This is a genomic window from Micromonospora sp. bgisy143 (assembly GCF_057708145.1).
Map to the genome: position 1 here is coordinate 99,995 of NZ_JBYIRN010000006.1, position 24,216 is coordinate 124,210.

Genomic DNA, 24,216 nt, shown 5'->3' on the forward strand with positions numbered 1-24,216 from the left:
GGAGTGAGCGCACATGCACCCCGCAACGTCCCCCACCACTGGCACGCCCGTCGGGCGTCCTCACGGTACCCCGCTGCCCCGGCGACGGTTGCTGCGCGGCCTGCTCGCCGCGACCGTCGCCGCGCCGCTGCTGTTCGGCGCCGCCGCCTGCGGCGACGACGGCGCCGCCGACCCGGACGCCCCGGTCAAGCTCTCCGTCTTCTGGTGGGGCGGCGACGCCCGGGCCAAGCTGACCGAGGACGCCCTCGCCCTCTACACCAGGAAGCACCCCAACGTGACCTTCGAGAAGACCTGGCAGGCCAACCAGGGCTACTTCGACAAGCTCGCCACGCTCACCGCCGGTGGCAACCCGCCGGACCTGTTCCAGATCGACGACAACTACCTCGCCGAGTACGCCGCCCGCAACACCACGCTCGACCTGAAGACCTACCAGGACTCCGGCAAGCTCGACGTGTCCAAGTTCCCCAAGAGCCTGCTGGAGTACGGGGTGGTCAACGGCAAGCTCGCCGGGGTGGCCGCGGGGGAGAACACCCAGGGCCTGGTCTACAACAAGACGCTGTTGGCGAAGCACAACCTGCCCGAGCCGACCACCGGGATGAGCTGGGAGCAGCACATCGCCTGGGCCGAGGAGGTGTCGAAGAAGACGGGTGTGCCCGGCACCCAGGACCCGAGCGCCGACTACAAGGCGTTCTGGGTCTGGCTGCGCCAACAGGGCAAGGACCTCTACAAGGGCAACGAGTTGGGCTTCACCGCCGACGACGTGACCGCCTGGTTCGACCTGTGGAAGGGCGCGCGGGACCGCAAGGCCACGCCGACCGCCGACGTCATCCACGAGGGCAACTCCAGCGACGTCACCAAGCAGTTGGTGGTCACCGGCAAGTCGGCCACCTCCTGGGTCTGGGCCAACCAGATGCCGGACCTGAAGAAGAACACCAAGGACGAGCTGGGGGTGATCGCCTACCCCGGTGATCCGAGCGCGCAGTGGGCCCGGGCCTCGATGTACTGGTCGGTCTTCAAGGGCAGCAAGAACCGGGACGTCGCGGTCGACGTGATCAACTTCCTGAACAACGACCAGGAGGCGGTCAAGCTGCTCGGCACCGACCGCGGCCTGCCCTCCAACCTGGACCTGCGCCGGGTGGTCAGCGACGACACCACCGACCCCGCGATGAAGCAGTCGATCGCCGTCGAGGCGGAACTGACCCAGAAGTTCGGCGCGTCGCCACAGGTGCCGATCAAGGGCCACAGCAAGGTCAAGTCCGAGCTGATCAAGGCTGCCGAGAACGCCCAGTACGGCCGGGCCACCCCCGCACAGGCCGCCGCCCAGTTCGTCGAGGCGTGCAAGGCCGCCATCGCCTGACCCGCCCCAGGAGGCGAGGAGAGGAGCCGTTCGTGGCGTTGACCACGGCGCCCGACCCGACCCGACGCGGCCCCGGATCCGCCCGGACCCACACCACCCGGCGTGGGTCCGGCAGCGTCCGGCACCGCGAGGGTCTGGCGGGGTACGTCTTCCTGTCGCCGTGGCTCATCGGCCTGATGGGTGTCACGGCGGTTCCCATGCTGCTGTCGCTTTACCTGAGCTTCACCAACTACGACATCCTCACCCCGTTCTCGGAGGTCCAGTGGGTCGGGCTGGCCAACTACGAGCGGATGTTCACGGCCGACCCGTCGTACTGGCACGCGGTCCGGGTCACCCTGACCTTCGCGCTGGTCGCCGTACCCCTCAAGCTGGCCGCCGCCCTCGGCGTGGCGCTGCTGCTCAACCGCGCGTGGCGCGGCGTCGGGTTGTTCCGGGGCCTGTTCTACCTGCCGTCGCTGCTCGGCGGCAGCGTGGCGCTGGCCATCGTGTGGGTCAACATGTTCAACCGCGACGGGGCGTTCAACTCGCTGCTGAGCCTCGTCGGCATCGAGGGCCGGCCCTGGGTGAACGACCCGGACTGGGCCCTGGAGACGTTGATGGTGCTCGCCATCTGGCAGTTCGGCGCCCCGATGGTGATCTTCCTGGCCGGGCTCAAGCAGGTGCCCACCGAGCTGTACGAGGCCGCCTCGGTGGACGGGGCCGGTCGGTTCCGCCAGTTCCGCAATGTCACCCTGCCGATGCTGTCCCCGGTCATCTTCTTCAACCTGGTGTTGGAGACCATCAACGGCTTCCAGGGCTTCACCGCCGCGTTCGTGCTCAGCAACGGCACCGGCGGCCCGGTCGACTCCACCCTCATGTACACGTTGAACCTCTACATCACCGGCTTCACCGACCTGGAGATGGGCTACGCCTCGGCGATGGCCTGGGTGTTCCTGCTCGCCATCGCGGCCATCACCGCGATCTTCTTCAGCACCGGGCGGTTCTGGGTGCACTACTCCGACGGCGAGGACCGGTGATGGCGACGATCGACGTGCCGACCGCCCGGCGCCGGGCCGGTGGCCGGACCGTACTGCGGCTGCTGATCCTGGTGGCGATCGTGGCCGTGGTGCTCTACCCGCTGATCTGGATGGTCGGCACTTCCGTGAAGTCCCAGGAGGAGATCGTCAACAACGTCGGGCTGCTGCCCGAGCGGTTTACCCCGGGCAACTACACCGCGGGATGGTCCAACTTCGACGTCGGCTTCGGCCGGTTCTTCCTCAACAGCGCGCTGGTCAGCCTGCTCACCGTCGTCGGCAACGGGCTCTCCTGCCTGCTGGCCGCGTACGCCTTCGCCCGGTTGCGGTTCCGGCTGCGCGGCCTCTGGTTCGCCGTCATGATCGGTACGCTGCTGCTGCCCCAGCACGTGCTGATCGTGCCGCAGTACATCCTGTTCCGCACCCTCGGCCTGGTCGGCGGCGAGTGGCCGTACCTGCCGCTGCTCATCCCGCAGTTCCTGGCCACCGAGGCGTTCTTCGTCTTCCTCATGGTGCAGTTCATGCGGGGCGTCCCGCGCGAGCTGGACGAGGCGGCCCGGATCGACGGCGCCGGCCCGTACGGCATCTTCCGGCACATCATCCTGCCGCTGAGCCGCCCCGCGCTGGTCACCACCGCGATCTTCTCGTTCATCTGGACCTGGAACGACTTCTTCCGCCAACTGGTCTTCCTGTCCCAACTGGAGGACTACACGGTGCCGGTGGCGCTGACCCTGTTCATCGACTCGACCAGCCAGAGCGCGGTCGGACCGATGTTCGCCATGTCGGTGCTGTCGCTGCTGCCGGTCTTCCTGTTCTTCGTCGCCTTCCAACGGATGCTCGTCGAGGGGATCAACACCAGTGGCATCAAGGGCTGAACCCGTCAACGTCGGCGGTCGCCGGGACTGGCGGGACGTCGCCCGCGACGCCGCCGACCTGGCGCTGCTCGGCATCCTGCTGACCCTCGCGGCGGCGCCGCTGCTCACCGCCGCCGCGGCGGCCGGCACCGCCAGCGCGGCGGTGCACGACTGGACGCGTACCGGGAGCTGGCCGTCGGCGCGTACGACCCTGCGCCGGTTCGGCCGCTCGGCGCTGCCCGGGGTGCCGGTCGGCCTCCTCGCGCTGGCCGTGCTCGGGCTGCTCGCGGCCGACCTGGCGGCGCTGGCCGCCGGGCGGGTACCCGGCGGTCCGCCGGTGCTGGCGGTGACCGGGCTGGTCAGCGCCGCACTGGCCGGGTACGCCGGGCTGGTCGTCGTCGAGGCGGGCCGCAACGGGGGCGGGCGGTGGCGGGTCGCGGCCCGGTCCAGCGCCCGCGCCTGCCTCGACGCGCCCGCCCGGTGGGCCGCCCTCACGGGCGTGACGGCGCTGGCCGGGCTGCTCGCCGTCCTGGTCACGCCGGTGGCCGTGCCGATCCTCGCCGGCTACACCCTGGCCGCCCTGCACGCCGTCGCCAGCCGGTTGCCGGTTCCCACGGACGTCGGTCGCGCCTTCGCCGCTGACGGCGGCGGCCGCGAGCCGGCCGCCGCCCGGCCGGAGCTGCCGTGAGCACCGATCCCACCGCCGTCACCGAGGAGCCCGCGCGGCTGCTGGTCGGCGCGACCGAGGTGGCCCGGTACGTCGTCGACCCGGCGTTGGACGCGCGGCACGGGCCCCGCCCGTACCTGCACCCGGTCCGCACCCTCGGCGGCACCGTCGTCACCGACGCGCTCCCCGCCGACCACGTCTGGCACCTCGGGGCCTCACTCGCCGTGCAGGACGTCGACGGCGTCAACCTGTGGGGCGGGCGCACCTACGTGCGCGACGTCGGCTACACCTGGCGCGACGACCATGGACGGATCGTCCACACCGGCTGGTCGCGGCGCTCGGCCGACCTGCTGGCTCACCAGGCCGAGTGGCGCGACCCGCACGGACGGGTGCTGCTGACCGAGCGCCGTCGACTCGCCGCGTCGGCGGTGACGCCGGATGTCTGGCGACTCGACCTGGACTCCGCGCTCACCGCGCCGCCGGACAGATCCGTGCGCCTGGGTAGCCCGGCCACCAACGGTCGACCCGGCGGGGCCGGCTACGGCGGGTTCTTCTGGCGGGCCGCCGCCGACGGTGAGCCAACGGTGTGCACCGCCGACGCGGCGGGGGAGGAGGCGGTCAACGGCAGCACGGCCCCGTGGCTGGCGCTGGCCGGGATCGGGCCGGGCGGTGGGGCGTACACCCTGGTCTTCGCGGGCCTCGGCCCCGGCGACCGGTGGTTCGTGCGGACCGCGATGTACCCCGGTGTGTGCGCAGCCTTCGCCTTCGACCGTCCCGCGGAGATCCCCGCCGGAACCACCCGCCACGGCCGCTACCAGGTGTGGATCGCCGACGGCGCCCTACCCCCCGACCGCTGCGCGACCCTCGCCAGCGACCGTCGATCATGAAGTTGTTGTCCCGACACGCCGGGCGCGGTGACAATAACTTCATGATCGACCGGGTAGGGCGGCGGGTACGGCGGCGGCGGTGACACGGATGGCCTTGACTATCGCCGGGATCGAGCCGATCAGCAGCACCAGGCCCCAGATGATGGCGATGATCGCGAAGACCAGCGCCGCCACGTCGTCGACGATGCTCACCAGGATCACCGGCACCAGGTTGTGCAGGAATTCCAGCACGACGGTGCACAGCAGGGTGGTGATGATCAGCAGGACGAGGCCCTTGTTCTGCAGGAACCGGGGCTGGGCCAGCACCAACATCCCCGCCCACACGAGCTTGAGCAGCAGCGCCAGCCCGAGCAGCACCGCCGCGTCGCCCACCGGGAAGAAGCCCCACAGCGCCAGGTACGCCAGGGTGCCGAACGGCGCCGCCAGGAACAGCGACACCATGATCATTAGTTCCACGAACGCGATGATCAGCAGGACGAGCGAGCCCAGGATGAGCAGGATCGAGAAGATCAGCGTCGCGACGCCCTGGATCCGACCCTGCACCCGCTCGGGCACCACCAGGCTCAGGCAGAACAGGCCGGTGGTCCACACCGCCACCGCGTCGATCAGCGCGAGATAACTGGTGCCCCGGCCGGACGGTTCGCTGACCCCGGCCGCGTCCACCTGCACGCCGAGGTCCGCCGCGCCGACCAGCAGCGCGCCGGTCGCGTCGCCACCGCCGGTGAGCAGCGACGATCCCACCTCGACGAGGAGCACCAGCGTGACCGCGACCAGCGCGAGCAGCAGGAAGGGCTTGCGCAGGTCACCCATGGCGGGCCTCCGTACGGTCGAAAAGCGCGCTGCCGGGGCCGGCTGTCACTCGGCGGCGACGGTGACCGTGCATCCGACACCTCCCGGGCAGCCCAGCAGCACCGTGGCCGCGTCGTCGACGGCGATCCGAGCGACCGCCTCGCCGCCGTCGTCCGGCTCGACCTTCGAGCGCACGGTGAGGTCGGCGTCGCCGGGCGCCGGCGCGGTCACCACGAACGGGCGCGCGCTGCGCAGCACCAACGTCCGGAGTTCACCCGGGTCGGCGACCCGCACCGCGCAACCGCCGACGAAGGCGAGCACGTCGCCGGTACGGTCGCAGTCCGCCTGTACGGTCGCCGGGTCGATCGTGCCGCTTCCTCCGGCCAGCCGGCCCAACCGCTGCACGAACCCCGGCCGATCGCCCGCGCGGCCCTGGTCGCCGCCGCCGATGCCGACGGCGAGCGCGAAGAACGCCACCAGCAGCACCGCCAGGGTCACCAGGACGACCTTCTGCCGACCGCTCATCGCTGTGCGACCGCCCCGGTCACCTCGGTGAAGCGGATCTGGTCCACCCCCGCGAAGTACCTGTCGAAGCCCTGCGTCTTGCCGACGGCGACCAGGGTGAGCGTGTGCCGGCCCGCGCCGAGGCGGACGGTGCCCACGTCGGTGAAGTCCTGCAGGACGACCTTCGGGGTGAAGCCGAAGAAGGTGCTGCCGAGCTGCACGCCGTCGACCTGCCAGATGGTGTTGGCGTAGTCGAAGCTCGTGGTACGCGTGGTGGAGAACCGCCACACGGCGTCGGCGGGCAGGTCGACGGTGACGCTCACCCGGTCGCCGGGCGCCAGGCCGGTGAAGAACAGTTGCGCGTCGCCCGACCAGGTCACGTCGCAGCAGTTCGGCTGTGCCCCGACCGCCGCGGCGGTCTTCGCCGGGGACTCCACCCGAGCGCCGTCGACCAGGCTCTCCGCCTCCACGGTCACCACCCGTGGCGCGCCCGGCGTCGGTGGGCCGTCGGAGCGGGTGAGCAGGTAGCCGACCACCCCGGCGACCACCAGCACCAGCGCCGCCGCGGCGGCGATCCACGGCCAGGGCGTCCGCTTCGGCGCGGCGACCGCCCGGACCTCGTACGTCACCCGGCCGCTGGAGCGCGAACTCTCCTCCGGCGCGGTGTTCGCCGAGTACGCGAACCCGGTCATGTCGTAGCGGCGCGGCGCGGTGCCGGCCGGCACCGCGAGGCGGACCAGGAACGAGACCGATCCCGGCCCGGGCACCACCCGCTGCGGGTCGGTGACCGTGAACCAGGCCCGCTGGCTGCCCTCGCCGGGCGCCACGTCGAAGACGACGGTGTCCGGCGCGACGCCGGGGTTGGAGACGGTGAAGGTCAGCTCGCCGTGGTTGGCGGCGTCCAGGGTGAACTGCGACGCGGCGGCGGCGACGGCCCATTCGGTGGTCATGACGGCTCCTTAAGCGGACGGTGCCGGGGTCGGCTGATCCGGTGGTGGCGAGGCGGCGAGGACGACCTCGGCGGTGGTCGCCGCGGGTTTCTCCGCCTCGACGATGCGGGTGATCACGGCGAGGTGGTCGGCGGCGGCCGCCGGCACCCGCACCACGATGTGGAAGGGCCTCTCGTCGGGCTCGTCGATGGCGAAGCCGCTCACCCCGGTGGCCACCTCCAGGGCGCGGCGCATCCCGTACGGGGTGCCGCGCCAGCGGGCCAGCAGCGCGCCGTGGGCCACCAGGTCCCGCAGCCGCCCGACCGGCAGGGGTAGCGGCGCGTCCGGTCGGTGCGACGCCACGACGTGGTCCATGGCCACCCAGCGGGTCAGCCGTACGACCATGTCGTCGGGTGCCCGGTACGGGTCGAACAGGGCGTCCACCTCGGCGAGGATCGCCTCGTCCGGGGCGTGCAGCCCTTCCATCACGTCCAGCAGCGCCCAGAGCACGCTGCCCGGCACGCACGCCCGCTGGTACGCGGCGGGCAGCAGCCGCTCAATCGCCGAGCGTCGCATCCTGGCGCACCACCTCGATGTCGTGCTCGCCGGAGCAGAGCAGCCACGTGTCCGGGACGGTCACCACGTCGGCGGTGGCCTGGTTGGCGCTGGCGGTCCAGGTGACCGCGTCGGCACTGCGGTAGACGCCGCGCTCGCCGCCGGCCAGCACCAGCCGGTCCGCCGCCGGGCCGCCCGCGCCGGAGGCCGCCGGACCGCCCGCGCCGACGCCCGCAGCGCCAGGGCCGCTCACGGCGACGGCGTCCACCGGCACGAACCGGGTGCGGTCGCGCAGCGGCAGCCCGCAGTTGACCGAGACCGGTTGCCACTGCGGCTGGGCGGCCAGGGTGTCCAGCCGCAGCACCCCGCCGCTCTGCGTGGCGGCCACCGCCTGCTGCCCGGCGAACGCGAGATCCCGGCAGGTGCCGCCGAGCCAGCCGGCCTGCACCGACTGCCACTTGACGTCGGACTCGAACAGTCGGGTGCGGTGGCAGCCCTGCCCGGGTTTCTTCGGGTCCGGCTCGCCCGCGCCACTCCACAGCAGCGTGGCCGGCCCGTCGTACTGCACGGCGAGGACCCGGTTGTCCACGTTGGCGAGCCCGACGTGCGCGAAGCTGCCGGGCCGGCCGCCGGCCGTCGACAGGTACACCCCGAAACTCGCCTGCGCCGCGACCGCCACACCGGGCGCGCCACGCTCGGAGACGAAGGCGCGGACGGCGTAGAAGCCCCGGTCGGCGTCGGACGGGTCGACCAGGATCTGCAACGGCACCGCGCCGGGCAGCAGCGACACCTCGTACAGCCCGGTGTCGGTCGCCACCAGCAGCGCTCCCGCGCCGTCGCGGTCCAGCCACGCCACGTCGGAGATCCGCGAGTCCAGGTCGGCCAGCAGTGACCAGGTCTCACCCAGGTCGGTGCTCAGGTGCACCCGGGAGCCGCCGGAGGCGCGCAGCGTCACCACGGCCACCGAGCCGGGACGGGCCACGATGCCCGGCCGCACCGGCGCGGGGGCGGGTGCCACCCGCAGCACCGTCTCCTCGTCGAACCGGCCGGCCGGCTCCCAACCCGAGCCGGCGTTGCTGGACCGGAACAGCACCGGGCCGCGCCCGGCGTACCAGGTGCGCGGCTGGTACGCGTCGACGGCGAGGGCGCGCACGTCGGCGTCGGGCGCCTCGTCGACCACGAACCGCACCGACTCGACGTACCGCACGCCCGGCTCGGCCTGCTCCAACAACCGGTACACGTTTGACGCCCGCAGCGGCTCACCGAACGGCCATCCGCCCGGGTTCAGCGCGGTGGGCAGCGGGCTGAGCGTCTGGTGCAGCCGGTCGTGGATGCGCCGCCGGACCGCGTCCACGTCCTCCTCCCGCCGCACCACCACGCGGGCCCGCACCGACACCGCCTTGAACCGCGCCCAGCTGGCCCGCGAGCGGATACCGACCATCCGGCGCTGTTCCAGGTCCGCCTCGACGCGGTGCCGGGCCTCGGGCACCTCGTGCTCGCGCAGCACCGAAACCGGCAGCCGGCCGCCCGGGCGCGCCGCGGGCGGCACGTACGGCACCAGCACCACCTCGACCTCACCCGGGCGGGCGAAGCTGTAGACCGCCGAGCGGGTGAACGCGCGGGCCCGCGCCACCGCGCCGGAGCCGGTGGCGAGCACCTCGAAGTCGCGGGCGGTGACCGCGCGCTGCTGGGCGAAGAACTCGTACGGGCCGCGGAGCAGCACCGACTCCAGGGCCTCCATCTCCCGGCCGCCGGCCGCCGGGGCGGGGTTGTCGACGCGTACCCCCGGCAGTGGATCGCGCAGGGTGGTCAGCGTGCCGGCGGCGACGTTGCCGGCCGGACCGCCGCCGGCCCGGTACCAGAGGCGGACCTGCCGCCCGGCCGGCGGCACGGCCGCCACCGGCGTCGGCCCGGCGGAGCCGCCGGTGGGCGGTCGCAGGTCCAGCGCCGGGGCGAAGGTGACGGTGCCCGAGCAGCGGTCCACCAGGTACGCCTTGGCCTGCGGGCCGAGCCCGGCGAAGCTGTCCACCGGCTGCCAGATCTCGAACGTGCGGCCCTCGTGCTCGCGGGCCGCCGCCCCCAGCTCCACCGAGCCGGTCGGCACCTCCACCCCGAGCAGCAGGTCCAGCGGCTCGCCGGTGTGCGCCAGGGGGGCGCGGGCCGCGCGCAGCACCTGACCCGGCTGGCCGGTGCCGACGCCCAGCAGTTCCGCGTCCACCGGCTCGCAGTGGTGCATGCGCACGGTCACCGAGGACTCCCCGGCCGGCAGCGCCGCCGGCTCGGTGCTGACGAACACGACGGGCCTGGGGTCGGCGCCACGCGCCGCCGCGACCCGCAGCCCGGCCGGGATCCGCACCGCCGAGGTGTCCGTGCCGGTGCGGGTGAACACCACGTCCGCCCAGGCCGCGGTGGGCGCGTGCCGGGCCACCCCGAGCAGGTTCAGGAACTGCACGTACGCCTTCTCCGGCAACTGGTTCAGCCGGTAGATCATCACCTCGGTCAGGTGCGCGAACGCCTCGACCAGCGCCATACCGGGGTCGTGCGCGGACAGGTCGGTCCAGGCGGGGCAGGACTGGCGGATGCGCTCACGGGCCTCGGTGACCAGGTCGAGGAACCCGCGGTCGTCCAGGTGCGGCACGGGCAGCGTCATGACGATTCTCCCGGTTCGTCGTCGGCGGGGAGCAGGTCCACGGAGAACACCAACTGGCCGGGCGTCAGGCTGGCCCGCACCCGGTAGTCGAGCCGGATCACCAGTCGCCACGGGTCGTCCGGATCCGGTCCGGCGTCGACGTCGACGACCTCGACCCGGGGTTCCCAGCGGGCGATGGCCTGCCGGACGTAGTGGATCGCCAGCCCGGCCGTGGTGTCGTCGTTGGGCGCGAAGATCAGCCGGTGCAGCCGGGAGCCGTACCCGGGTCGCATCAGCCGCTCGCCCGGTGTCGTCGACAACAGCAGGAACAGCGCCTGGCGTACGCTCTCGTCGCCCTCGGTCATGGCCAGGCCACCGGCGGCGGTGACCGCCAACCCACCGCCCCGGCCGGCGTCGAAGCCGGCCCCGACGAACCGGAACGCCCTCACCGGTCCGCCCCCAGGAAGCGCTGCCGGGGGTCGCGGACGGTGTGGTACACGGCGTTGGGCGGGGTGCCGTCGGTGAACCCCTTGAGGTGCGACAGCACCACCCGGTGCCCGTCGACGCGGAGCCAGTCGCTGTAGCCGACGCGGACGGTCAGCGTCTTCGCGCAGGGCTTGATGGTCGGGCCGTAGTTCGGGCAGGCGACGATCGTCCGTCCCTCCGGGTCGTCGTCGACCAGCACCGGCACGGCGGTGACGGTCACCCAGCGCTGCGACGGTCGGTTCTCGACCCGGCCGTCGTGGTCACAGACGATCACCGAGTCGCGGTGGATCCACCGCATCAGCCGCCTCCTTCGTGGTGGGCGCGGGCGAGCGAACGGGCCTGCTGCGCCGCGGTGGTCGGATCCTCGGTCGCCTCGGCGTGCAGGAAGTCGACGCTGCGGGCGCGGACCACCATGGCCCGCCCCGGCGCGGAGATCACCAGGTCGGTCGCCGCGTGCAGGGTGGCCAGGTCGGGGGTGAGTTCCAGCCAACTGCCGCCCTCGGTGCCGAGCCGCAGGCTGCGCTGGACGTCGTCCACGACGATCGACTGCCCGCCGGCCGTACGCAGCGTCCAGCGCCGGGCCCGGCCGTCGTCGATGCCGGAGTCGTACGGCTCTACCGCCCCGAACAGGGAACCCAGCACGATGCCCGCGACCGGTTCGCCGCCGGGCAGCACCACCAGCACGGTGTCGTCCGGGTCGGGGAGCGCCACCAGGCCCTTGCCGCGCCCCGCGCCGGGGCAGAGCACGCCGAGCCAACCGGCGTCCAGGTCCCCGTACGCGGGCAGGGTCAGCCGGACCCGGCCCAGCCCGTCCGGGTCGGCCACGTCGGTCACGGTGCCGAGGGTGACGACCGCGCCGCCGGCCGTCGCGGGCGGCACGGCCGGCGGGACGGTCGAGAACCGGGTGAGGTGCCCGTCGCCGTCGACGGTGTGCACCACCTCGGTCAGCACGTACGCCCCCCTGAGGGGGTCGGGCACCCCGGCCAGGTCGATCCGCCGGCCCGGGCGCAGCGCCGGATCGCCCTCGGTGACCCCCTCGGCGGTGCACAACGCGGCGGCGCGCAGGTCGAGCCGCGCCTGGGCCAGCGCGGCCACCTCGTCGTCGCTGCGCCCCGGCTGGTCGACGGCGGTGCGTACCCCGTCGGCACCCACGTCCGCCGGGTCGGGACGGTCACCGGCCGGCCGGCCGCACCGTGCCTCGTCGGCCCGCTGGCTGATCGGCTCGGCCCGCTGGGGGTGCCACCCCAGGGCGGCGCTCCCGCCGGCGGCCCGGTCCGCGTTCGTGGCGAGCCGCAGGGTGTGCACCCCCGCCCCGAGGGTCAGCGGGACCGGCTCGCCGTAGCCGGCGAGGGTGACCAGTCGTACGCCCTCGCCGTCGGCGACCAGGTGCAGACCGGCCCGCCCGGCGACCTCGCAGAGCAGCTCCAGGTCGCTGTGCCGGTGCTGCACCAACCGTTCCAGCCGGGGGCCGTCGTCCTCGGCCGTAACGCTCAGCCCCACCGCGCCGCACAACTCCCGGGCCAGCTCGGCGGCCGTCACCGAGGTGAAGACCCGCAGCTCCTGCCGTTTGCGCAGCCGGTGCACCGCGTCGTACGCCCGCAGCCGCAGCACGGCCGCGCCGTCGGCGGCGTACTCGACCTCCACACCTGTCACCTCCCCGCCGAACAGCGCGTCGGCGTGGTCGGCGAGCCGCACGTCGAGGGTCGTGCCGGGGCGTACGGCGGGGTCGAGGGCGGCGACGCCGGCACCGGTAGCGAGCACCAGTTCGGCCTGGGTCGGCTGGTCGAGCCGGGCGGCCACCCGCAGCGAGCGGATCCGCTGGCGGGCCACGGCGGTCAGCTCGACGCCGTCCAGCAGGACGGTCAGCGCCCGGGGCGCGACGCTGGTCACGGCGTACCCCCCGGGCCGGCTACGCCGCCGCTCGACGCGGTCCCGCTCGCGGCGGCCGGTCCGGTCGGGCCGGGCCAGGTCGCGGCGGCCGTTCCGGCGGGGCCGGACCCGCTCGCGGTCGGGCCGGGCCAGGTCGCGGCGGCCGTCTCGGCTGGGCCGGCCCCGCTCGCGGCGGCCGTTCCGGCCGGGCCGGGCCAGGTCGCGGCCGCGATCGAGGCGGCCCAGCTCGCGGCGGTGGCGACGGTGGCGTCCACGAACGACCCGCGCGCCCGCGCGGTCGTGCCGAGCGTGGACTCCGGGCCGCCCGCGTCGACCGGGGGAACCGCGAGGGTCGTACCGGCCGGCACCGCGAGCGGGTCGGTGATCCGGTTGTGTTCGGCCAGCAGCCGCCACCGCAGCGGCGACCCGAGCGCGTCGTTGGCCAGCAGGTCGAAACGCACCCCGGCGTGGCCCGGCTCGGTGGCGCCGTCGCCGGCCGCGACCACGGCGCTGCCCGGCGCGGCGGCCGGTGTGCTCGCCGCGGCCAGCTCCTCGGCGAAACCGGCCTGCGCCTGGTCGGCGGTCTCGGCGGCCCGCACCAGCTTCAGCCGCAGCCAGGAGCGCCGTGGCGAACCGGTGCCGGTGAACGCGTCGAACCGCTCGGCCACCGCCACGATCACGCCCGGCACGTTCCACGTCTTGCCCCAGACCAGCCGGACCAGCGGCGGACGCAGCCAGCCGTGCTCGGCGGCGGAGTTCTCCGCCAGCATCCACAGCGGCCGGGTCAGCATCCGTACGTCGGTGGGTCGGGCCTGGGCCTGGACGAAGTCGACGTCGAAGAGCAGGTCCAGCACCAGTTCGGTGCGGCCGCCGCCGGTGAAGACCAGCGGGTCGTCGGCCAGTCCGGAACCGGTGAGCTGCGCGGCGCCCGCACCCCGGTGGCGTACGCCGGCGAGCCGGGTCACCTGCACGGTCTCCGGGTTGAGCAGGCAGTCCACCCGCTCCCCGGTGGAGTCGACGAGGAAGGCGACGCGTTCCATCAGCCGCCCGCCTGCTCCCGGTCGAGCCGGCGCTCGTGGTCCGCGTCCAGCGCCGTGCCGGGCACCGTCCACAGCGGTCCGTCGTCCGGAAGCGCCGGCCACGGGTCCACGCCGGGCCGGCCGGGGGCCGACGGGAACGCCGCGTCCACCGGCCACCGCCCGCCGTCGTCGACCTCGGTCACGTCCGTCCCGTACGCCGGTGGACCGTCCCACCACCCGACCTCGCCGCCGCGCTGCCCGAACCGCACACCGGCGTGCCGGTCGCGGTCTGGCCGGGCGTGGTGCGGCAGGGCCTCCGCCGGCCCCCGATACCGGTCCGTCCGCTGCTGGTCAGGGAGCCGCCGGGCGTGCTGCTCCGGCAACTGGCCGGAGGAGTCGTGGGGGTGGTGGTCGGCGACTCGCTCCCGGTCGGCCTGCAGTTCGGGGCGCTGCCGGCCGTGCTGCTCGGGATGCCGGTCGGGGTGCGACCGGACGGGCTCCTCGCCGGGCCGGCCCTGCCTGGCCGGCTCGCCCGGCAGGGCGGGCCAGGATGATCCGCCCATCCTCCCGTCGCCGCGCGCGGGCCGCGTCGCCGTCACGTCCAGAGTGGATCGGGCCGGACGTCCGCCCTCGTGGTGGGGACCCGGCACGGTCTCGCCGGGTGTGGGGGGCAGGTCTGTCGCGGTCTGTTCACCTCGGTCTCGGGTGGCCGGGCTGGACGTCGCCGTCCCGGGGTGGGCGACACCGGGCATTCGGAACGGCCGGCCACCGCTCGCCGAACTGTCCCGCCCGTTCGCCGCCGTAGAGCCGGAGGAGCGAGTCGTCCCGCTCGACGGCTCCGAGCCGACCGGGGCCGCTGGTCGAAGGACTGGAAGCCGTCGTTCGGACCCGCCGTCCGGGCGTCCGGGACCGGCGGTCCGGGGATCGGGCTGGGCCTGCGCACCGGCGCCGCCCGACCGGGCGTGCGGGTGCGGGTCGCCGGACCGGCGGTGAGCGGCGGCAGCCGGCCGGTCGGTCCGGCCCGCGCGGTGCCGGGACGCCGGACCGACCGGGCCGAGCGGGTCGACTGGGCCGCCCGGACTGTCGGTGCGGTCCGGCCGTCGTTCCGGGGCCGCGCCCGGCGGAGTCTCGTCCCGGGCCGGCGCGGCCTGGTCGAGGTCCAGCTCGCGGAGCAGACCGGGGGCGTGCGCGGCGACCAGGTCCACCCAGTGCTGCGGCGGCTCGCCGAGACGACGTGGCACGTCCGCCGGACGTGCCGGCTCGGCGGCCGGGTTGTCGACGCGTCCGGCGAGGCGCTGCACCGCGCCGGCCGCCGCGCGGAGGCGACCGGCCAGCCAGCTACGCGGGCGTCGGCGCGGCGGCACCGCCGGCCTCCAGTTCGAGGCCCTCGTAGCGCAGCGTCAGCGACGCGATGGCGATCTCGTGGCTCACCGTGTTGAGGTGCGCCCCGCGCCACCGGGTGGGCCACGCGTCGATCAGGTTCCAGCGCAGCACCTCGGCGGTGCCCGCCGCGTCCAGCAGCACCACCGAGACGTTGCGGCGGTTGAGGGTGCCCTTGGCGGTGGCGTTCACCCAGTCCCACAGCTCACGCGACGCGGTGAGGCCGAAGTGCAGGGTCACCGGCTCGTACTCGGCCTGGCCAGGGACGATCCGCGTCGGTCCGGGGCCGTGCTCCCGGTACGGCTGTCCGGGGATGTTCACCTCCAGCCCGCTCATCTCGGTGAAGTGGCCGTTGGTGACGCCGTTGATGAGCAGCCGGAAGTTGTACGCCCGGTACGGGTCGACGGGCGCGCCGGGCTGCGGGGTGGCGGGGGTGGCCATGTCAGCCTCCGATCGTCTCGGTCTCGGTGCCGCCGGCCCACTGGCTGAGCTTGAACACCACGAATTCGGCGGGCTTGACGACGGCGATGCCGATGTGGGCGATCACCATGCCGGCGTCCCGGACGTCCGGCGGGTTGGTCTCCTCGTCGCACTTGACGAAGAACGCCTCCTCGGGGCTGCGCCCGAGCAGCGCGCCGTCGCGCCAGACGCGGGTGAGGAACGCCCCGATGTCGCGTCGGATCGAGCGCCAGAGGGTGAAGTCGTTCGGTTCGAAGACCATCCACCGGGTGCCGTTGGCGATGGCCTGTTCGATGGCGATGCTGAGTCGCCGGACGTTCAGGTAGCGCCACTCGCTGGCCTCGGCGGCGAGCGTACGGGCGCCCCAGACGCGGATGCCCTCGCCGGCGAAGTAGCGGATCACGTTGACGCCCTTGGGGTTGAGCACGTCGTGCTCGGGGCGGGTGACGCGGTAGCCGAGGTCGACGGCGCCCCGGACCGGTTCGTTGGCCGGCGCCTTGTGCACGCCGCGCAGGGCGTCGGTGCGGGCCCAGATGCCGGCCAGGTGCCCGCTCGGCGGGGTGAGCTCCAGCTCCCCGCTGATCGGGTCGCGGACCTGCACCCAGGGGTAGTAGAACGCGGCGAACTCGGACTGCCGGGGTCGGTACGCCGGCCCGTCGCCACCGCCGGACCCGCCGGGCTGCGCCGGGCCGCCACCCTCGGCGGGTTTCGGGGGTTTCCCGGACGACGGGGTGGCGACCCGGGTCAGCGCGGAGATGTCGTCGATGTCCGGGGCCGGGTCGCAGATCGCCACCATGGTCCGGGTCCGCTCGGCCATGCTGAGCAGCGCCTCGTGGGACACCGGGTCGTGAAAGCCGGGGGCGGCGATGATGGAGATCTCGTCGACGGCCTCCAGCAGTTGCAGGCCGCCGCGTTGCTTGCCGGTGCCGGTGATCGCGCCGCCCTCGCCGACGTTGACGACCCAGCAGCGCGCGCCCCCGTTGTCCAGGAAACCGAAGACCGCTCGCGCGAGGGGGGTGCTCTCGACCTGGTCGCCGTCGGCGAAGAGTCGCAGGAACTCGGTCCAGTTGTTGACCGGTACGGCCTTGCCCAGGTGGGCGCCGCGGTTCGGGGCGACGCCGACGAACGCGGCGATGCTGGTGCTCACCGGTCCGATCGGTCGGGCGCCGCTGGGGACCTCCTCGACGTAGATGCCGGGGGAGAAGTAGCTGGGCATCGGTCCTCCTGTGCGGGGTGGGCGTCAGTGGGTCGGTGGCGCGCAGACGATGACGATGTCGTCGTCGTCCGCGTCCACGTCGGCGGTGAGCACGAGTCCGCGACCGCTGAGCCGCAGCCGTACCGGACCGGGGTGTTCGGGGTCGTGCGGCACCCCGGCGATCAGGAAGCGGCCGTCCGGCCCGGTGCGGGTCGCGGACGCCGTGCCGGGCACCTCGACGCGCATGGCGGCGAGCGGCTGGTCCTGCGGGCCGACGACCCGGCCGGCGAGGGCGCGGACCGCGACCTGACGCAGCCGCAGCGGTCGCAGCACCGGCGGCGCGGCCGGTGTCGGGTGGTCCACCTGAGCCGGTACGTCGATCAGCAGCGCCGGGCGGGGCGCGGCGTCCAGCGCGCTCCACAGCGCCGGCGCGCCGGCGTCCAGCACCACCGGGTAGCGGCCGTCGCGGGTCGCGGCGGCGAGCACCCGGTCCAGCGCGGCGAGCCCGGCCGGGCCGGCCACGCAGAGCAGGTAGCGGACCGCGAACCGGTACGGCTCGCGGACCGCGCCGCTGGAGCGGGTCTGCTGGGCGGGGCGCAGTTCGAGGGGCCACAGGGTCAGCCCGGCGGCGTCGGCGTCCGTCCGGGGTGGACCGATCGGGACGGGTTCCCCCGCCGCGCCGGTCAGCCATTCGACCAGCTCCGCGGTGGCTGTCTCGATCGGTCCGCGCCCGTCGACGGTCATCGCGGCGGCGTCCCCTGGATGCGGTACGCGATGGCCTCGTTCCAGACGTGCGGGTAGACGCCGATCTCGAAGTAGCGGGTGAACCGGTTGATCGGCGCGTTGGTGTGGTCGTGGTAGAGCAGCCAGACCGGCGCGACGGTGAAGAGCACGTAGTTCGCCAGCACCAGCGGGATGTAGAGCGGCCCGAGCAGCCGCGCCTGGAAGATGTGCACGTCCTCGTGGCGCTGGATGCCGGAGGTGGCGCCGGCGCAGACGGTGCCGATGGTGGTGGCGTAGCGCGGGGAGACCCCCTCCACCACGCAGACCCGGCCGCTGGCGGCCGACGTGGGCCGGTCCAGCGAGTGCCCGAAGACGAGGTGCACGGTGAGGTAGACGGCCCCGACCACCGTGTTGAGCAGGCTCCAGGTGTGGTCGACGACGAAGAGGAGAATGCCGCGGGCGTCCGGGGCGTACACCCCGGCGGAGGTGACCGCCCAGCCGAACACCGCGCCGACCAGCAGGCCCACGACGGCCCCGACGAGCAGACCGATCGGGCCGCCGGCCAGGAGGCCGAGGACCGCGCCGACGGCCATCTGGATCACCGCGCTGAGGATTCCGAAGATCATGACGGCATCCCCTCAGACCCAGGAGCGGAAGACGCGGGGCTCACGACCGCTCGCGAGCTGGGTGGGTGTCGCCTGCCGGTTGCCGGGCGGGAACTGGTTGACGCCGAGCGCGGCCGAGAAGATCACCAGCGCGTTGAAGAACGCGATGACCCACTTCTCGGCGCCGACGTCGTCGGCGAACGCCGCCGACACGTAGGACAGCAGCAGCGCGATGGCGATGGCGATCCACTTGCGGAGCTTGTCGCCGCTCGGGCCGATCAGGCCGCCGATGACGTTGGTGGCCAGCAGGGTGGCGGCGCTCGCGCCGGCGAGGCTGCCCAGAGCTGCCCAGGTGAAGAGATCGTTCACGGCGATCCCCCCTTTTCTGCGATGGTGCGACCGGGGATGTGGTGGTGGTGCGGCCGGCGCTCCGCTCGGGGAGCACCGACGCCGGTCGCCGTCGCGGGGCGGCCGGGGCCGGGACGTGGCCGGTGTGCGCCGGCCACCGGATGGATCAGCCGGGCCCGGGCGCGCCGGCGGGCGGCCCCGGCGGGGTCGGGTCGGGCGGGGTCGGGTCGGGCGCGGCCGGACCGGTTGCCGCCGGCGCCGTCGGGCGACGGCGACGCAGCAGCAGGAGTACGACCACCGCGGCGAGCACCAGCAGCAGGAGTACGCCGCCGACGACCAGCGGCCAACCGAGACCGCCCGAGTCGCTGTCGGCGGCGGCCGGTGTGGTCGAGGGGCGGGCCGGCGCCTCGGCGACGGCGCGCAGTTCGAGGGGCTTGTCCTGGTTGGCGTCGACCTTCCAGGTGACCGATCGGCCGTTGACGGTGCCATTGGTGTCGATCACCCGTCCGGGAAACGTCACCGAGATCTCGAACGACATCAGCTTGAGGAATGCCTGCTGCTGTTGAGGATTCTGCTGGGCGATTTTCCCGCCGTATTTGTTCGGGTCCAGCGGTAACGTGAAACGGTAGAAGTCGCCGTCGCGGACCAGTTTGAGGCTCTCGCTGTCGAAGCTCGCCAGCGACGCCTTGCGGTAATTGATCTGGGTGCCGAAGAGCTTGCCGTCCTCGTAGCCGGTCTCCTCGCCCGGAGGCAACGCCGGAATGTTCTGCCGCAGCTCGGCGAAGGCGGCCGGGATGTTCTTGTTCCGGGAGCTCAGCAGGGACTTCTGGGCCGTCAGCAGCAACTGCCCGTCGACCGTGTCGTCCGCGTTCACGGTGAGGCCGATGTTGAGTTGCATGCAGCCGCTCAACGCGGCGAGAAGAAGGAGACACACCGCCACGCGGAGTGCCCTGCCGCGGTTGACGCTCCTGTTCATGCGCTCAGTGTGTGTGATCCAATTCACCACGGGCAGTCAGCGATTGGTCACAAGGCAGTCGCCGATTGTACCGGCACTCTGTCGTATCCGGCCGAGGTCGGCAGCGGTCCCGAAGAATAGACTGGAATTTTGCGGCCGGTCCACGTCCGCCGCCTCGGAACCGCATCCCGGAGCGCGGCGCCGGCGGGGCGTCGGCGATGCTGTGGACGTGCAGTACGTGTCCAGAGTGCCGCAGCCGCCGCTGGACGGGCTGATCGACGACCTCTACTACTTGGAGGGCACGTCGCCGTACGCCCGGCTGACGCTGCCGCCGATGCCGGCGGCGTTCCTCGTGCTCAACCTCGGGGCGCCGTTCCGCATCCGCGCCGGCACCGACACCGAGGCCGTCGAGTACGCCGACGGTTGCGTGGTCAGCACGCCCACCCGCGCCGTGGAGTTCGGCTATCCACGCTGGACCCGGTCCGTCGGCGTGCACTTCAAACCGTGGGGGCCGGCGTCGTTCCTGCCGATGCCCGCGGCGGAGCTGTGTGACCGGCCGGTGACGGTCGAGCAGGTGTGGGGCCGGCCCGCGACTGCCGAGCTGCGCGACCGCTTGGCCTCGGCCGACGGACCGCAGGAGATGCTGACGCTGCTCGAGCACGAGTTGCTGCGGCGGCTGTGCGACCGCGCCGGCCTGGGGCTGGTGCGCCACACGAGCGGCGTCCTCGAGGCCACCGGCGGGGTGGTGGCGATCGGCGACCTGAGCGCGTCGGCCGGCGTCAGCGGCACCCATCTCGCACAGCGGTTCAAGGAACTCGTCGGCGTCACGCCGAAGCGGCTGGCCCGTACCTACCGCTTCGCCGCCGCCGTGTTCGCCATCGACCCCGCCGGCCCGGTCGACTGGGGAGAGGTCGCCGGTGGCGCGGGTTACTTCGACCAGGCCCACTTCGGCCACGAGTTCCGGGCGTTCACCGGGCTCACGCCGACGCGGTACCTCGACGTCCGGCGGCGGTTCCTGCGCGAACATCCCGGCCACACGCTGGACGGTTGGCCGCTGCCGGCCGATTGATTTCGTACAAGACCGGCGGCTCTCGGCCCGCTACCGTGAGGGCACCCAAGGCGGAGGAGGCCCGGTGGGCGCGGTGGTCCTGTACAGCTCGGTGTCGGTGGACGGGTTCGTCGCGGACGACAAGGACCAGCCCGGGCCGCTGTTCGACTGGTTGACCAGCGGTGACGTGCCGTTGGACGACAGCGGCGTGCTGAGGGTGTCCCAGACGTCCTACGACTACACCAGGCCGCACTGGGACCGGATCGGGGTGACCGTCGTGGGCCGCCACGTCTTCGACCTGACCGACGGCTGGGGCGGCGAACCGCCGAGCGGGATCGAGCATGTGGTCGTCGTGACGCATCGTCCGGCGCCCGAGGGCTGGAACCCCGAGGCGCCGTTCCACTTCGTCGACGGCGTCGAGGCGGCCGTGGCCAAGGCGCAGGAGCTCGCGGGTGACCGCATCGTCGAGGTCGCCGCCGGCGACGTCGGTGGCCAGGCGCTCGCCGCGGGTCTGGTCGACGAGGTGCGGATGGACGTCGTACCCGTGGTGTTCGGTTCCGGCAAGCGCTACTTCGGGTCGGTCGACGCCCAGCACCTGCTGGAGGACCCGGACGTGGTGATCCAGGGCGACCGGGTGCTGCACCTGCGCTACCGGGTGCGCCGCGCGGACCGACCGTAGCGACCAGCATCCGGTGAGCCGGCGGGACCGTTGCGGTTCGGTGCGCTGCCACACGCCGTAGTCGACCGAAGGTGTGGGCCAGGGATTGCGGTCGCTGTCTCTGCCTGATCGTGGCTCGCCGTGATGGGTCGAGCGGTCGCCCGCTCAGCCTACCGGTGGTCGCCAGTCGACCTGCCGGGTCATGCCGCGCAGGACGGCGCTGGCCGGGATCAGTCGCAGCGCGGCGTCGCGTACGGCCAAGGCGAGCGGGTTGCGCAGTTGCTGGCCGTACCGACCGGCGCGCAGCGAGGCTCGCGCGATGGCCTGGCTGCGCGGGCGGCGCTGCTGGTCGTACGCCGCCAGGGCGGCCGGCAACCCCCGCGCCCCGCCCGAGCAGGCCACGCCGAGCACGACGGCGTCCTCGATCGCCTGGCCGGCGCCCTGCCCGAGGTTCGGCGTCATCGCGTGCGCCGCGTCGCCGAGCAGCGCCACCCGGCCCCGCACGTACGACGGCAGTGGAGTGGCCAGATGGTGGATGTCGTTGCGCAGCACCGCCTCGGGTGGGGTGGCCGCCAGCAACGCGGGGATGGGGGCATGCCAGGCGCCGAAGTGCTCCCGTACGGCTGCCTGTTCGTCGGGGGCCTGGCCACCGGGTGGGGCGTTGCGTGCCGCGTACCAGTAGACCTGGCCCGCGCCGAGCGGCACCATGCCGAACTCGGCGGCCGGGCCCCAGGTGATCGCGGTCGGGACCGGGTCGGGGAAGGCGATGGCCGCCCGCCAGGCCGTCGAGCCGGCGTAGACCGGGGCCGGGGTCTCCGGCCAGAGTTGGGCGCGCAGGCGGCTGTGCAGGCCGTCGGCGCCGACGATCAGGTCGGCGTCGAGCGTTTGTGGGCCGTCTGGACCGTGGTAGCGCACCGTGGCGCGGTCGGCCTCGGTCTCGACGTGCTCGACCTCGGCTCCGGTGTGCAGCGACGTCGCGGGCAGCGCCTCGCGCAGGATGCGGTGCAGGGTGGCCCGGTGGATGCCGAGCGCGGTGGTGCCGAGCTGTCGGGCCATCTCCGCCGCGTCCATCCGGGACAGCCATCGGCCGTGCCGGTCGCGGATCCCGCCGGGGGCCTCGGCGTGCACGCTGGACCGCAGCGCCGGGCTCAGGCCGAGGGTGTCCAGCGCGCGCAGCGAGTTGGCCATCAGGGTCAGCCCGGCGCCGACCTCGCGCAGTTCGGCGGCGCGTTCCAGGACGGTGACCCGCCAGCCGCGCCGGTGCAGGGCGAGCGCCGCGCTCAGCCCGCCGATGCCGCCGCCGACCACCACCGCGTGCGAGTCGCTCATGTCGTCCGCCCTTCTACATCTGTAGAAGAGCGATACTACATCCGCACCTAGGGAAGGAGGAGAGCCCTGTGACGGCCCGCGCCCACCGGATCGCGCGCCTGACCGACGCGGCCATCGAGCTGATCGCCGACGGCGGCATGCGGGCGTTGACCCACCGGGCCGTGGACGCCCGCGCCGAGCTGCCGCCCGGCACCACCTCGGCGTACCTGCGCACCCGCCAGGCGCTGATCGAGGCGGTGGTGCAACGCCTCGTCGAGCGGGACCGGGTCGACCTGGCCGCGTACGACCTGCCGACCGAGCCGCCCGCCCCGCAGCCCGGCCCCCGCCTCGGCAGCGACGACCTCGACCAGCTCGCCGCCGGGGTGGCCGAGGTGCTCGACCGCTGGCTGAGCGTCGGACGCAGCCGCACGCTGGCCCGCTACGCGTGCCTGCTGGAGGCGGTCCACCGCCCCGAACTGCGCGGCATCCTGCAACACGGCACCGGCATCCGGGCGCAGTCCCGCGATCTGCTGACCCGCGCCGGCGCCACCGACCCGGACCGGCAGGGCGACCGGTTCGTCGCGTACGTCGACGGGCTGCTCTTCGACCGTCTGGTCGGCGCGGGCGCGCTCACCGCACCGCCCCCCGGCACCCCGGCCAGCCGTGCCGACCTCGCGGACGCGGTCCGTACGCTGCTACGCGCCCTGACCGGGAGCTGAGCGGGGGATCGTGCGACAGGCGGCCCGGTCGGCGGGTCCGCCGCGCGATGGTGGACGATCGCGGGAGGGCGAGCCGGCGGACGCCGGTTGTCGCTGATCGCCCAACAGGGCGTCGGTCGACCGGTGGGAGGTGGCGATGGCGTGGTTCGACGGCCCGCGGGTCGCCGGTCACCGGTTGCGGCAGGGGTGGCGGCCGGTGCTGGAGGCGACCGTCGCGGCGACCGTGGCCTGGCTGCTCGCCACCCGCCTGCTCGGGCACCCGCAGCCGTTCTTCGCGCCGGCCGCCGCGCTGATCGTCCTCGGTCAGGCCCGGGGCAGCGCATCCGGCGGGCCGTCGAGGTCGTGCTCGGGGTGGCCGCCGGAGTGCTCGTCGCGGACCTGGTCGTGCAGGCGCTGGGCCCCGGCAGCACCTGGACGGTCTGCACCGTCATCCTGCTCACCGTCCTGCTCGCGGTGGCCTTCGGCGCCACCGGCGTCACCCTCGTGCAGGCCGCCGTCTCCGCGCTCTACCTGGTGGTGGTCGCCCCGCCGGACGGGTCGCTGGTGCCGTTCCGCTTCGTCGACGCGCTGGTCGGCGGCGCGGTGGCGCTCGCCGTCAGCCTGCTCGTCGACGCCCGGCACCCGCTCGCGCCGCTCGCCGCCGAGGTGCGGCGTACGTTCGACGAGCTGGCCGGTCTGCTGGGCGAGATCGCCGACGCGCTGGACGGGCGCGACGAGCCGGCGGCGGTGGCCGCCCTGACGCGGGCCAGGGGCATGGACGCGCGGGTCGACGGACTGCGCGACGGGGTGCTCGCCGCCGGCGAGGCGCTGCGGCTCAACGTGCGCCGGCGCCGGCACATCGGCCGGCTGCGGTCGGTGGACGAGTCGGTCCGGCAGATCGACTACGTGGTCCGCAACGTCCGGGTGCTGGCCCGCGCGGGCGTGACGCTCAGTCGACTCGGTACCTCCACCCCGTCCGAGTTGGGCGACGCGCTGCGCTGCCTGGTGGCGGCGGTCCGGGAGGCCGGCGCGGCGCTCGCCGCCGACCTGGACGGGCAGGAGGAGGTCGCCGACCGGCACGCCCTGCGGGCGGACGAGGCCGCGCTGGACGCCGTCCGTACCGCCGGACGACTCTTCGGCTCGACGCAGACCCTCCCACTGGCCATGATCATCGGTCAGGTCCGGGCGGCGGCCATCGACCTGCTGCGGGGCGTGCACCCCGACGACGACGTCGCCGTCCTGGCCCGGGTGGACGCGGCCCTCGGCCTCCCCGCCGTCTGA

At 73.9% G+C, this 24,216-nt stretch carries 26 protein-coding genes; 9 read left to right on the forward strand and 17 right to left on the reverse strand.

The annotated features are described in order from the left end of the window. Positions 1–13 precede the first annotated feature (13 nt). Genes AC3EN4_RS10780 through AC3EN4_RS10800 form a run of 5 tightly spaced genes read left to right on the forward strand, consistent with a single transcriptional unit; the run spans position 14 to position 4,778 of the window. A complete protein-coding gene (locus AC3EN4_RS10780) occupies positions 14–1,357 on the forward strand; it encodes an ABC transporter substrate-binding protein (RefSeq protein WP_435205786.1) in 1,344 nt (447 codons plus the stop codon). 32 nt (positions 1,358–1,389) lie between these two features. Next, positions 1,390–2,373: a carbohydrate ABC transporter permease gene (locus AC3EN4_RS10785; RefSeq protein ID WP_422740471.1), complete on the forward strand. Its 984-nt coding sequence runs from the start codon at positions 1,390–1,392 to the stop codon at positions 2,371–2,373. Next, complete coding sequence (locus tag AC3EN4_RS10790) at positions 2,373–3,245, forward strand: carbohydrate ABC transporter permease (RefSeq protein ID WP_435205787.1); 873 nt, start codon at positions 2,373–2,375, stop codon at positions 3,243–3,245. Before AC3EN4_RS10785 ends, AC3EN4_RS10790 begins: the two co-directional genes overlap by 1 nt. Beyond that, the gene (locus AC3EN4_RS10795) at positions 3,229–3,912 is read left to right on the forward strand and encodes a hypothetical protein (protein ID WP_435205788.1); all 684 of its coding nucleotides are present in this window, start codon (positions 3,229–3,231) and stop codon (positions 3,910–3,912) included. Before AC3EN4_RS10790 ends, AC3EN4_RS10795 begins: the two co-directional genes overlap by 17 nt. Beyond that, complete coding sequence (locus tag AC3EN4_RS10800) at positions 3,909–4,778, forward strand: DUF6807 domain-containing protein (RefSeq protein ID WP_435205789.1); 870 nt, start codon at positions 3,909–3,911, stop codon at positions 4,776–4,778. The genes AC3EN4_RS10795 and AC3EN4_RS10800 overlap by 4 nt, the downstream gene beginning before the upstream one ends. 39 nt (positions 4,779–4,817) lie before the next feature. On the opposite strand, the gene AC3EN4_RS10805 is transcribed toward AC3EN4_RS10800, so the two are convergent. From AC3EN4_RS10805 to AC3EN4_RS10880, 16 genes are all read right to left on the reverse strand, one after another. Then, complete coding sequence (locus AC3EN4_RS10805) at positions 4,818–5,588, reverse strand: hypothetical protein (RefSeq protein WP_422740467.1); 771 nt, start codon at positions 5,586–5,588, stop codon at positions 4,818–4,820. A 45-nt stretch (positions 5,589–5,633) separates the two neighbouring features. Then, positions 5,634–6,092 carry a hypothetical protein gene (locus AC3EN4_RS10810; RefSeq protein ID WP_422740466.1) on the reverse strand — a complete coding sequence of 153 codons (459 nt, stop codon included), beginning with the start codon at positions 6,090–6,092 and terminating at the stop codon, positions 5,634–5,636. Next, a complete protein-coding gene (locus AC3EN4_RS10815) occupies positions 6,089–7,021 on the reverse strand; it encodes a carbohydrate-binding protein (RefSeq protein ID WP_435205790.1) in 933 nt (310 codons plus the stop codon). Before AC3EN4_RS10815 ends, AC3EN4_RS10810 begins: the two co-directional genes overlap by 4 nt. A gap of 9 nt (positions 7,022–7,030) precedes the next feature. Next, a complete protein-coding gene (locus AC3EN4_RS10820) occupies positions 7,031–7,576 on the reverse strand; it encodes a phage tail protein (protein ID WP_435205791.1) in 546 nt (181 codons plus the stop codon). After that, positions 7,557–10,205 carry a putative baseplate assembly protein gene (locus tag AC3EN4_RS10825; protein ID WP_435205792.1) on the reverse strand — a complete coding sequence of 883 codons (2,649 nt, stop codon included), beginning with the start codon at positions 10,203–10,205 and terminating at the stop codon, positions 7,557–7,559. Before AC3EN4_RS10825 ends, AC3EN4_RS10820 begins: the two co-directional genes overlap by 20 nt. Then, positions 10,202–10,633: a GPW/gp25 family protein gene (locus tag AC3EN4_RS10830; RefSeq protein ID WP_422740462.1), complete on the reverse strand. Its 432-nt coding sequence runs from the start codon at positions 10,631–10,633 to the stop codon at positions 10,202–10,204. The genes AC3EN4_RS10825 and AC3EN4_RS10830 overlap by 4 nt, the downstream gene beginning before the upstream one ends. Next, entirely contained in the window at positions 10,630–10,968 is a 339-nt protein-coding gene (locus AC3EN4_RS10835) for a hypothetical protein (RefSeq protein WP_422740461.1), read from the reverse strand. The genes AC3EN4_RS10830 and AC3EN4_RS10835 overlap by 4 nt, the downstream gene beginning before the upstream one ends. Next, a complete protein-coding gene (locus AC3EN4_RS10840; protein WP_435205793.1) occupies positions 10,968–12,560 on the reverse strand; it encodes a contractile injection system protein, VgrG/Pvc8 family in 1,593 nt (530 codons plus the stop codon). The genes AC3EN4_RS10835 and AC3EN4_RS10840 overlap by 1 nt, the downstream gene beginning before the upstream one ends. Continuing rightward, positions 12,557–13,579, reverse strand: coding sequence for a CIS tube protein (locus AC3EN4_RS10845; protein ID WP_435205794.1), 1,023 nt, complete (start codon positions 13,577–13,579; stop codon positions 12,557–12,559). The genes AC3EN4_RS10840 and AC3EN4_RS10845 overlap by 4 nt, the downstream gene beginning before the upstream one ends. After that, a complete protein-coding gene (locus AC3EN4_RS10850; RefSeq protein ID WP_435205795.1) occupies positions 13,579–14,922 on the reverse strand; it encodes a hypothetical protein in 1,344 nt (447 codons plus the stop codon). Before AC3EN4_RS10850 ends, AC3EN4_RS10845 begins: the two co-directional genes overlap by 1 nt. Next, positions 14,897–15,379, reverse strand: a complete 483-nt coding sequence (locus tag AC3EN4_RS10855) for a phage tail protein (RefSeq protein ID WP_422740457.1) — start codon at positions 15,377–15,379, stop codon at positions 14,897–14,899. Before AC3EN4_RS10855 ends, AC3EN4_RS10850 begins: the two co-directional genes overlap by 26 nt. A 1-nt stretch (position 15,380) precedes the next feature. Further along, the gene (locus AC3EN4_RS10860) at positions 15,381–16,613 is read right to left on the reverse strand and encodes a phage tail sheath family protein (RefSeq protein WP_435205796.1); all 1,233 of its coding nucleotides are present in this window, start codon (positions 16,611–16,613) and stop codon (positions 15,381–15,383) included. A 24-nt stretch (positions 16,614–16,637) separates the two neighbouring features. Beyond that, positions 16,638–17,336, reverse strand: coding sequence for a carboxypeptidase-like regulatory domain-containing protein (locus AC3EN4_RS10865; protein WP_435205797.1), 699 nt, complete (start codon positions 17,334–17,336; stop codon positions 16,638–16,640). Continuing rightward, positions 17,333–17,941, reverse strand: coding sequence for a glycine zipper family protein (locus tag AC3EN4_RS10870; RefSeq protein WP_435205799.1), 609 nt, complete (start codon positions 17,939–17,941; stop codon positions 17,333–17,335). The genes AC3EN4_RS10865 and AC3EN4_RS10870 overlap by 4 nt, the downstream gene beginning before the upstream one ends. A 12-nt stretch (positions 17,942–17,953) precedes the next feature. Next, positions 17,954–18,289 carry a hypothetical protein gene (locus tag AC3EN4_RS10875; protein ID WP_435205800.1) on the reverse strand — a complete coding sequence of 112 codons (336 nt, stop codon included), beginning with the start codon at positions 18,287–18,289 and terminating at the stop codon, positions 17,954–17,956. 145 nt (positions 18,290–18,434) lie between these two features. Next, a complete protein-coding gene (locus AC3EN4_RS10880) occupies positions 18,435–19,244 on the reverse strand; it encodes an LppM family (lipo)protein (protein ID WP_435205802.1) in 810 nt (269 codons plus the stop codon). 208 nt (positions 19,245–19,452) lie between these two features. Between AC3EN4_RS10880 and AC3EN4_RS10885 the strand changes: the two genes are divergently transcribed. Further along, a complete protein-coding gene (locus tag AC3EN4_RS10885) occupies positions 19,453–20,292 on the forward strand; it encodes a helix-turn-helix domain-containing protein (RefSeq protein ID WP_435205803.1) in 840 nt (279 codons plus the stop codon). Between the two features lie 64 nt (positions 20,293–20,356). Continuing rightward, a complete protein-coding gene (locus tag AC3EN4_RS10890; RefSeq protein ID WP_435205804.1) occupies positions 20,357–20,950 on the forward strand; it encodes a dihydrofolate reductase family protein in 594 nt (197 codons plus the stop codon). 144 nt (positions 20,951–21,094) lie between these two features. Here AC3EN4_RS10890 and AC3EN4_RS10895 read toward each other — a convergent pair whose 3' ends face one another. Continuing rightward, positions 21,095–22,258, reverse strand: coding sequence for an FAD-dependent oxidoreductase (locus AC3EN4_RS10895; RefSeq protein ID WP_435205805.1), 1,164 nt, complete (start codon positions 22,256–22,258; stop codon positions 21,095–21,097). 68 nt (positions 22,259–22,326) lie between these two features. Between AC3EN4_RS10895 and AC3EN4_RS10900 the strand changes: the two genes are divergently transcribed. Both AC3EN4_RS10900 and AC3EN4_RS10905 read left to right on the forward strand, forming a co-directional pair. Next, positions 22,327–22,956 (forward strand): TetR/AcrR family transcriptional regulator, encoded by a 630-nt coding sequence (locus tag AC3EN4_RS10900; RefSeq protein WP_435205806.1) that lies wholly within the window; start codon positions 22,327–22,329, stop codon positions 22,954–22,956. 342 nt (positions 22,957–23,298) lie between these two features. Beyond that, the gene (locus AC3EN4_RS10905; RefSeq protein WP_435205807.1) at positions 23,299–24,216 is read left to right on the forward strand and encodes an FUSC family protein; all 918 of its coding nucleotides are present in this window, start codon (positions 23,299–23,301) and stop codon (positions 24,214–24,216) included.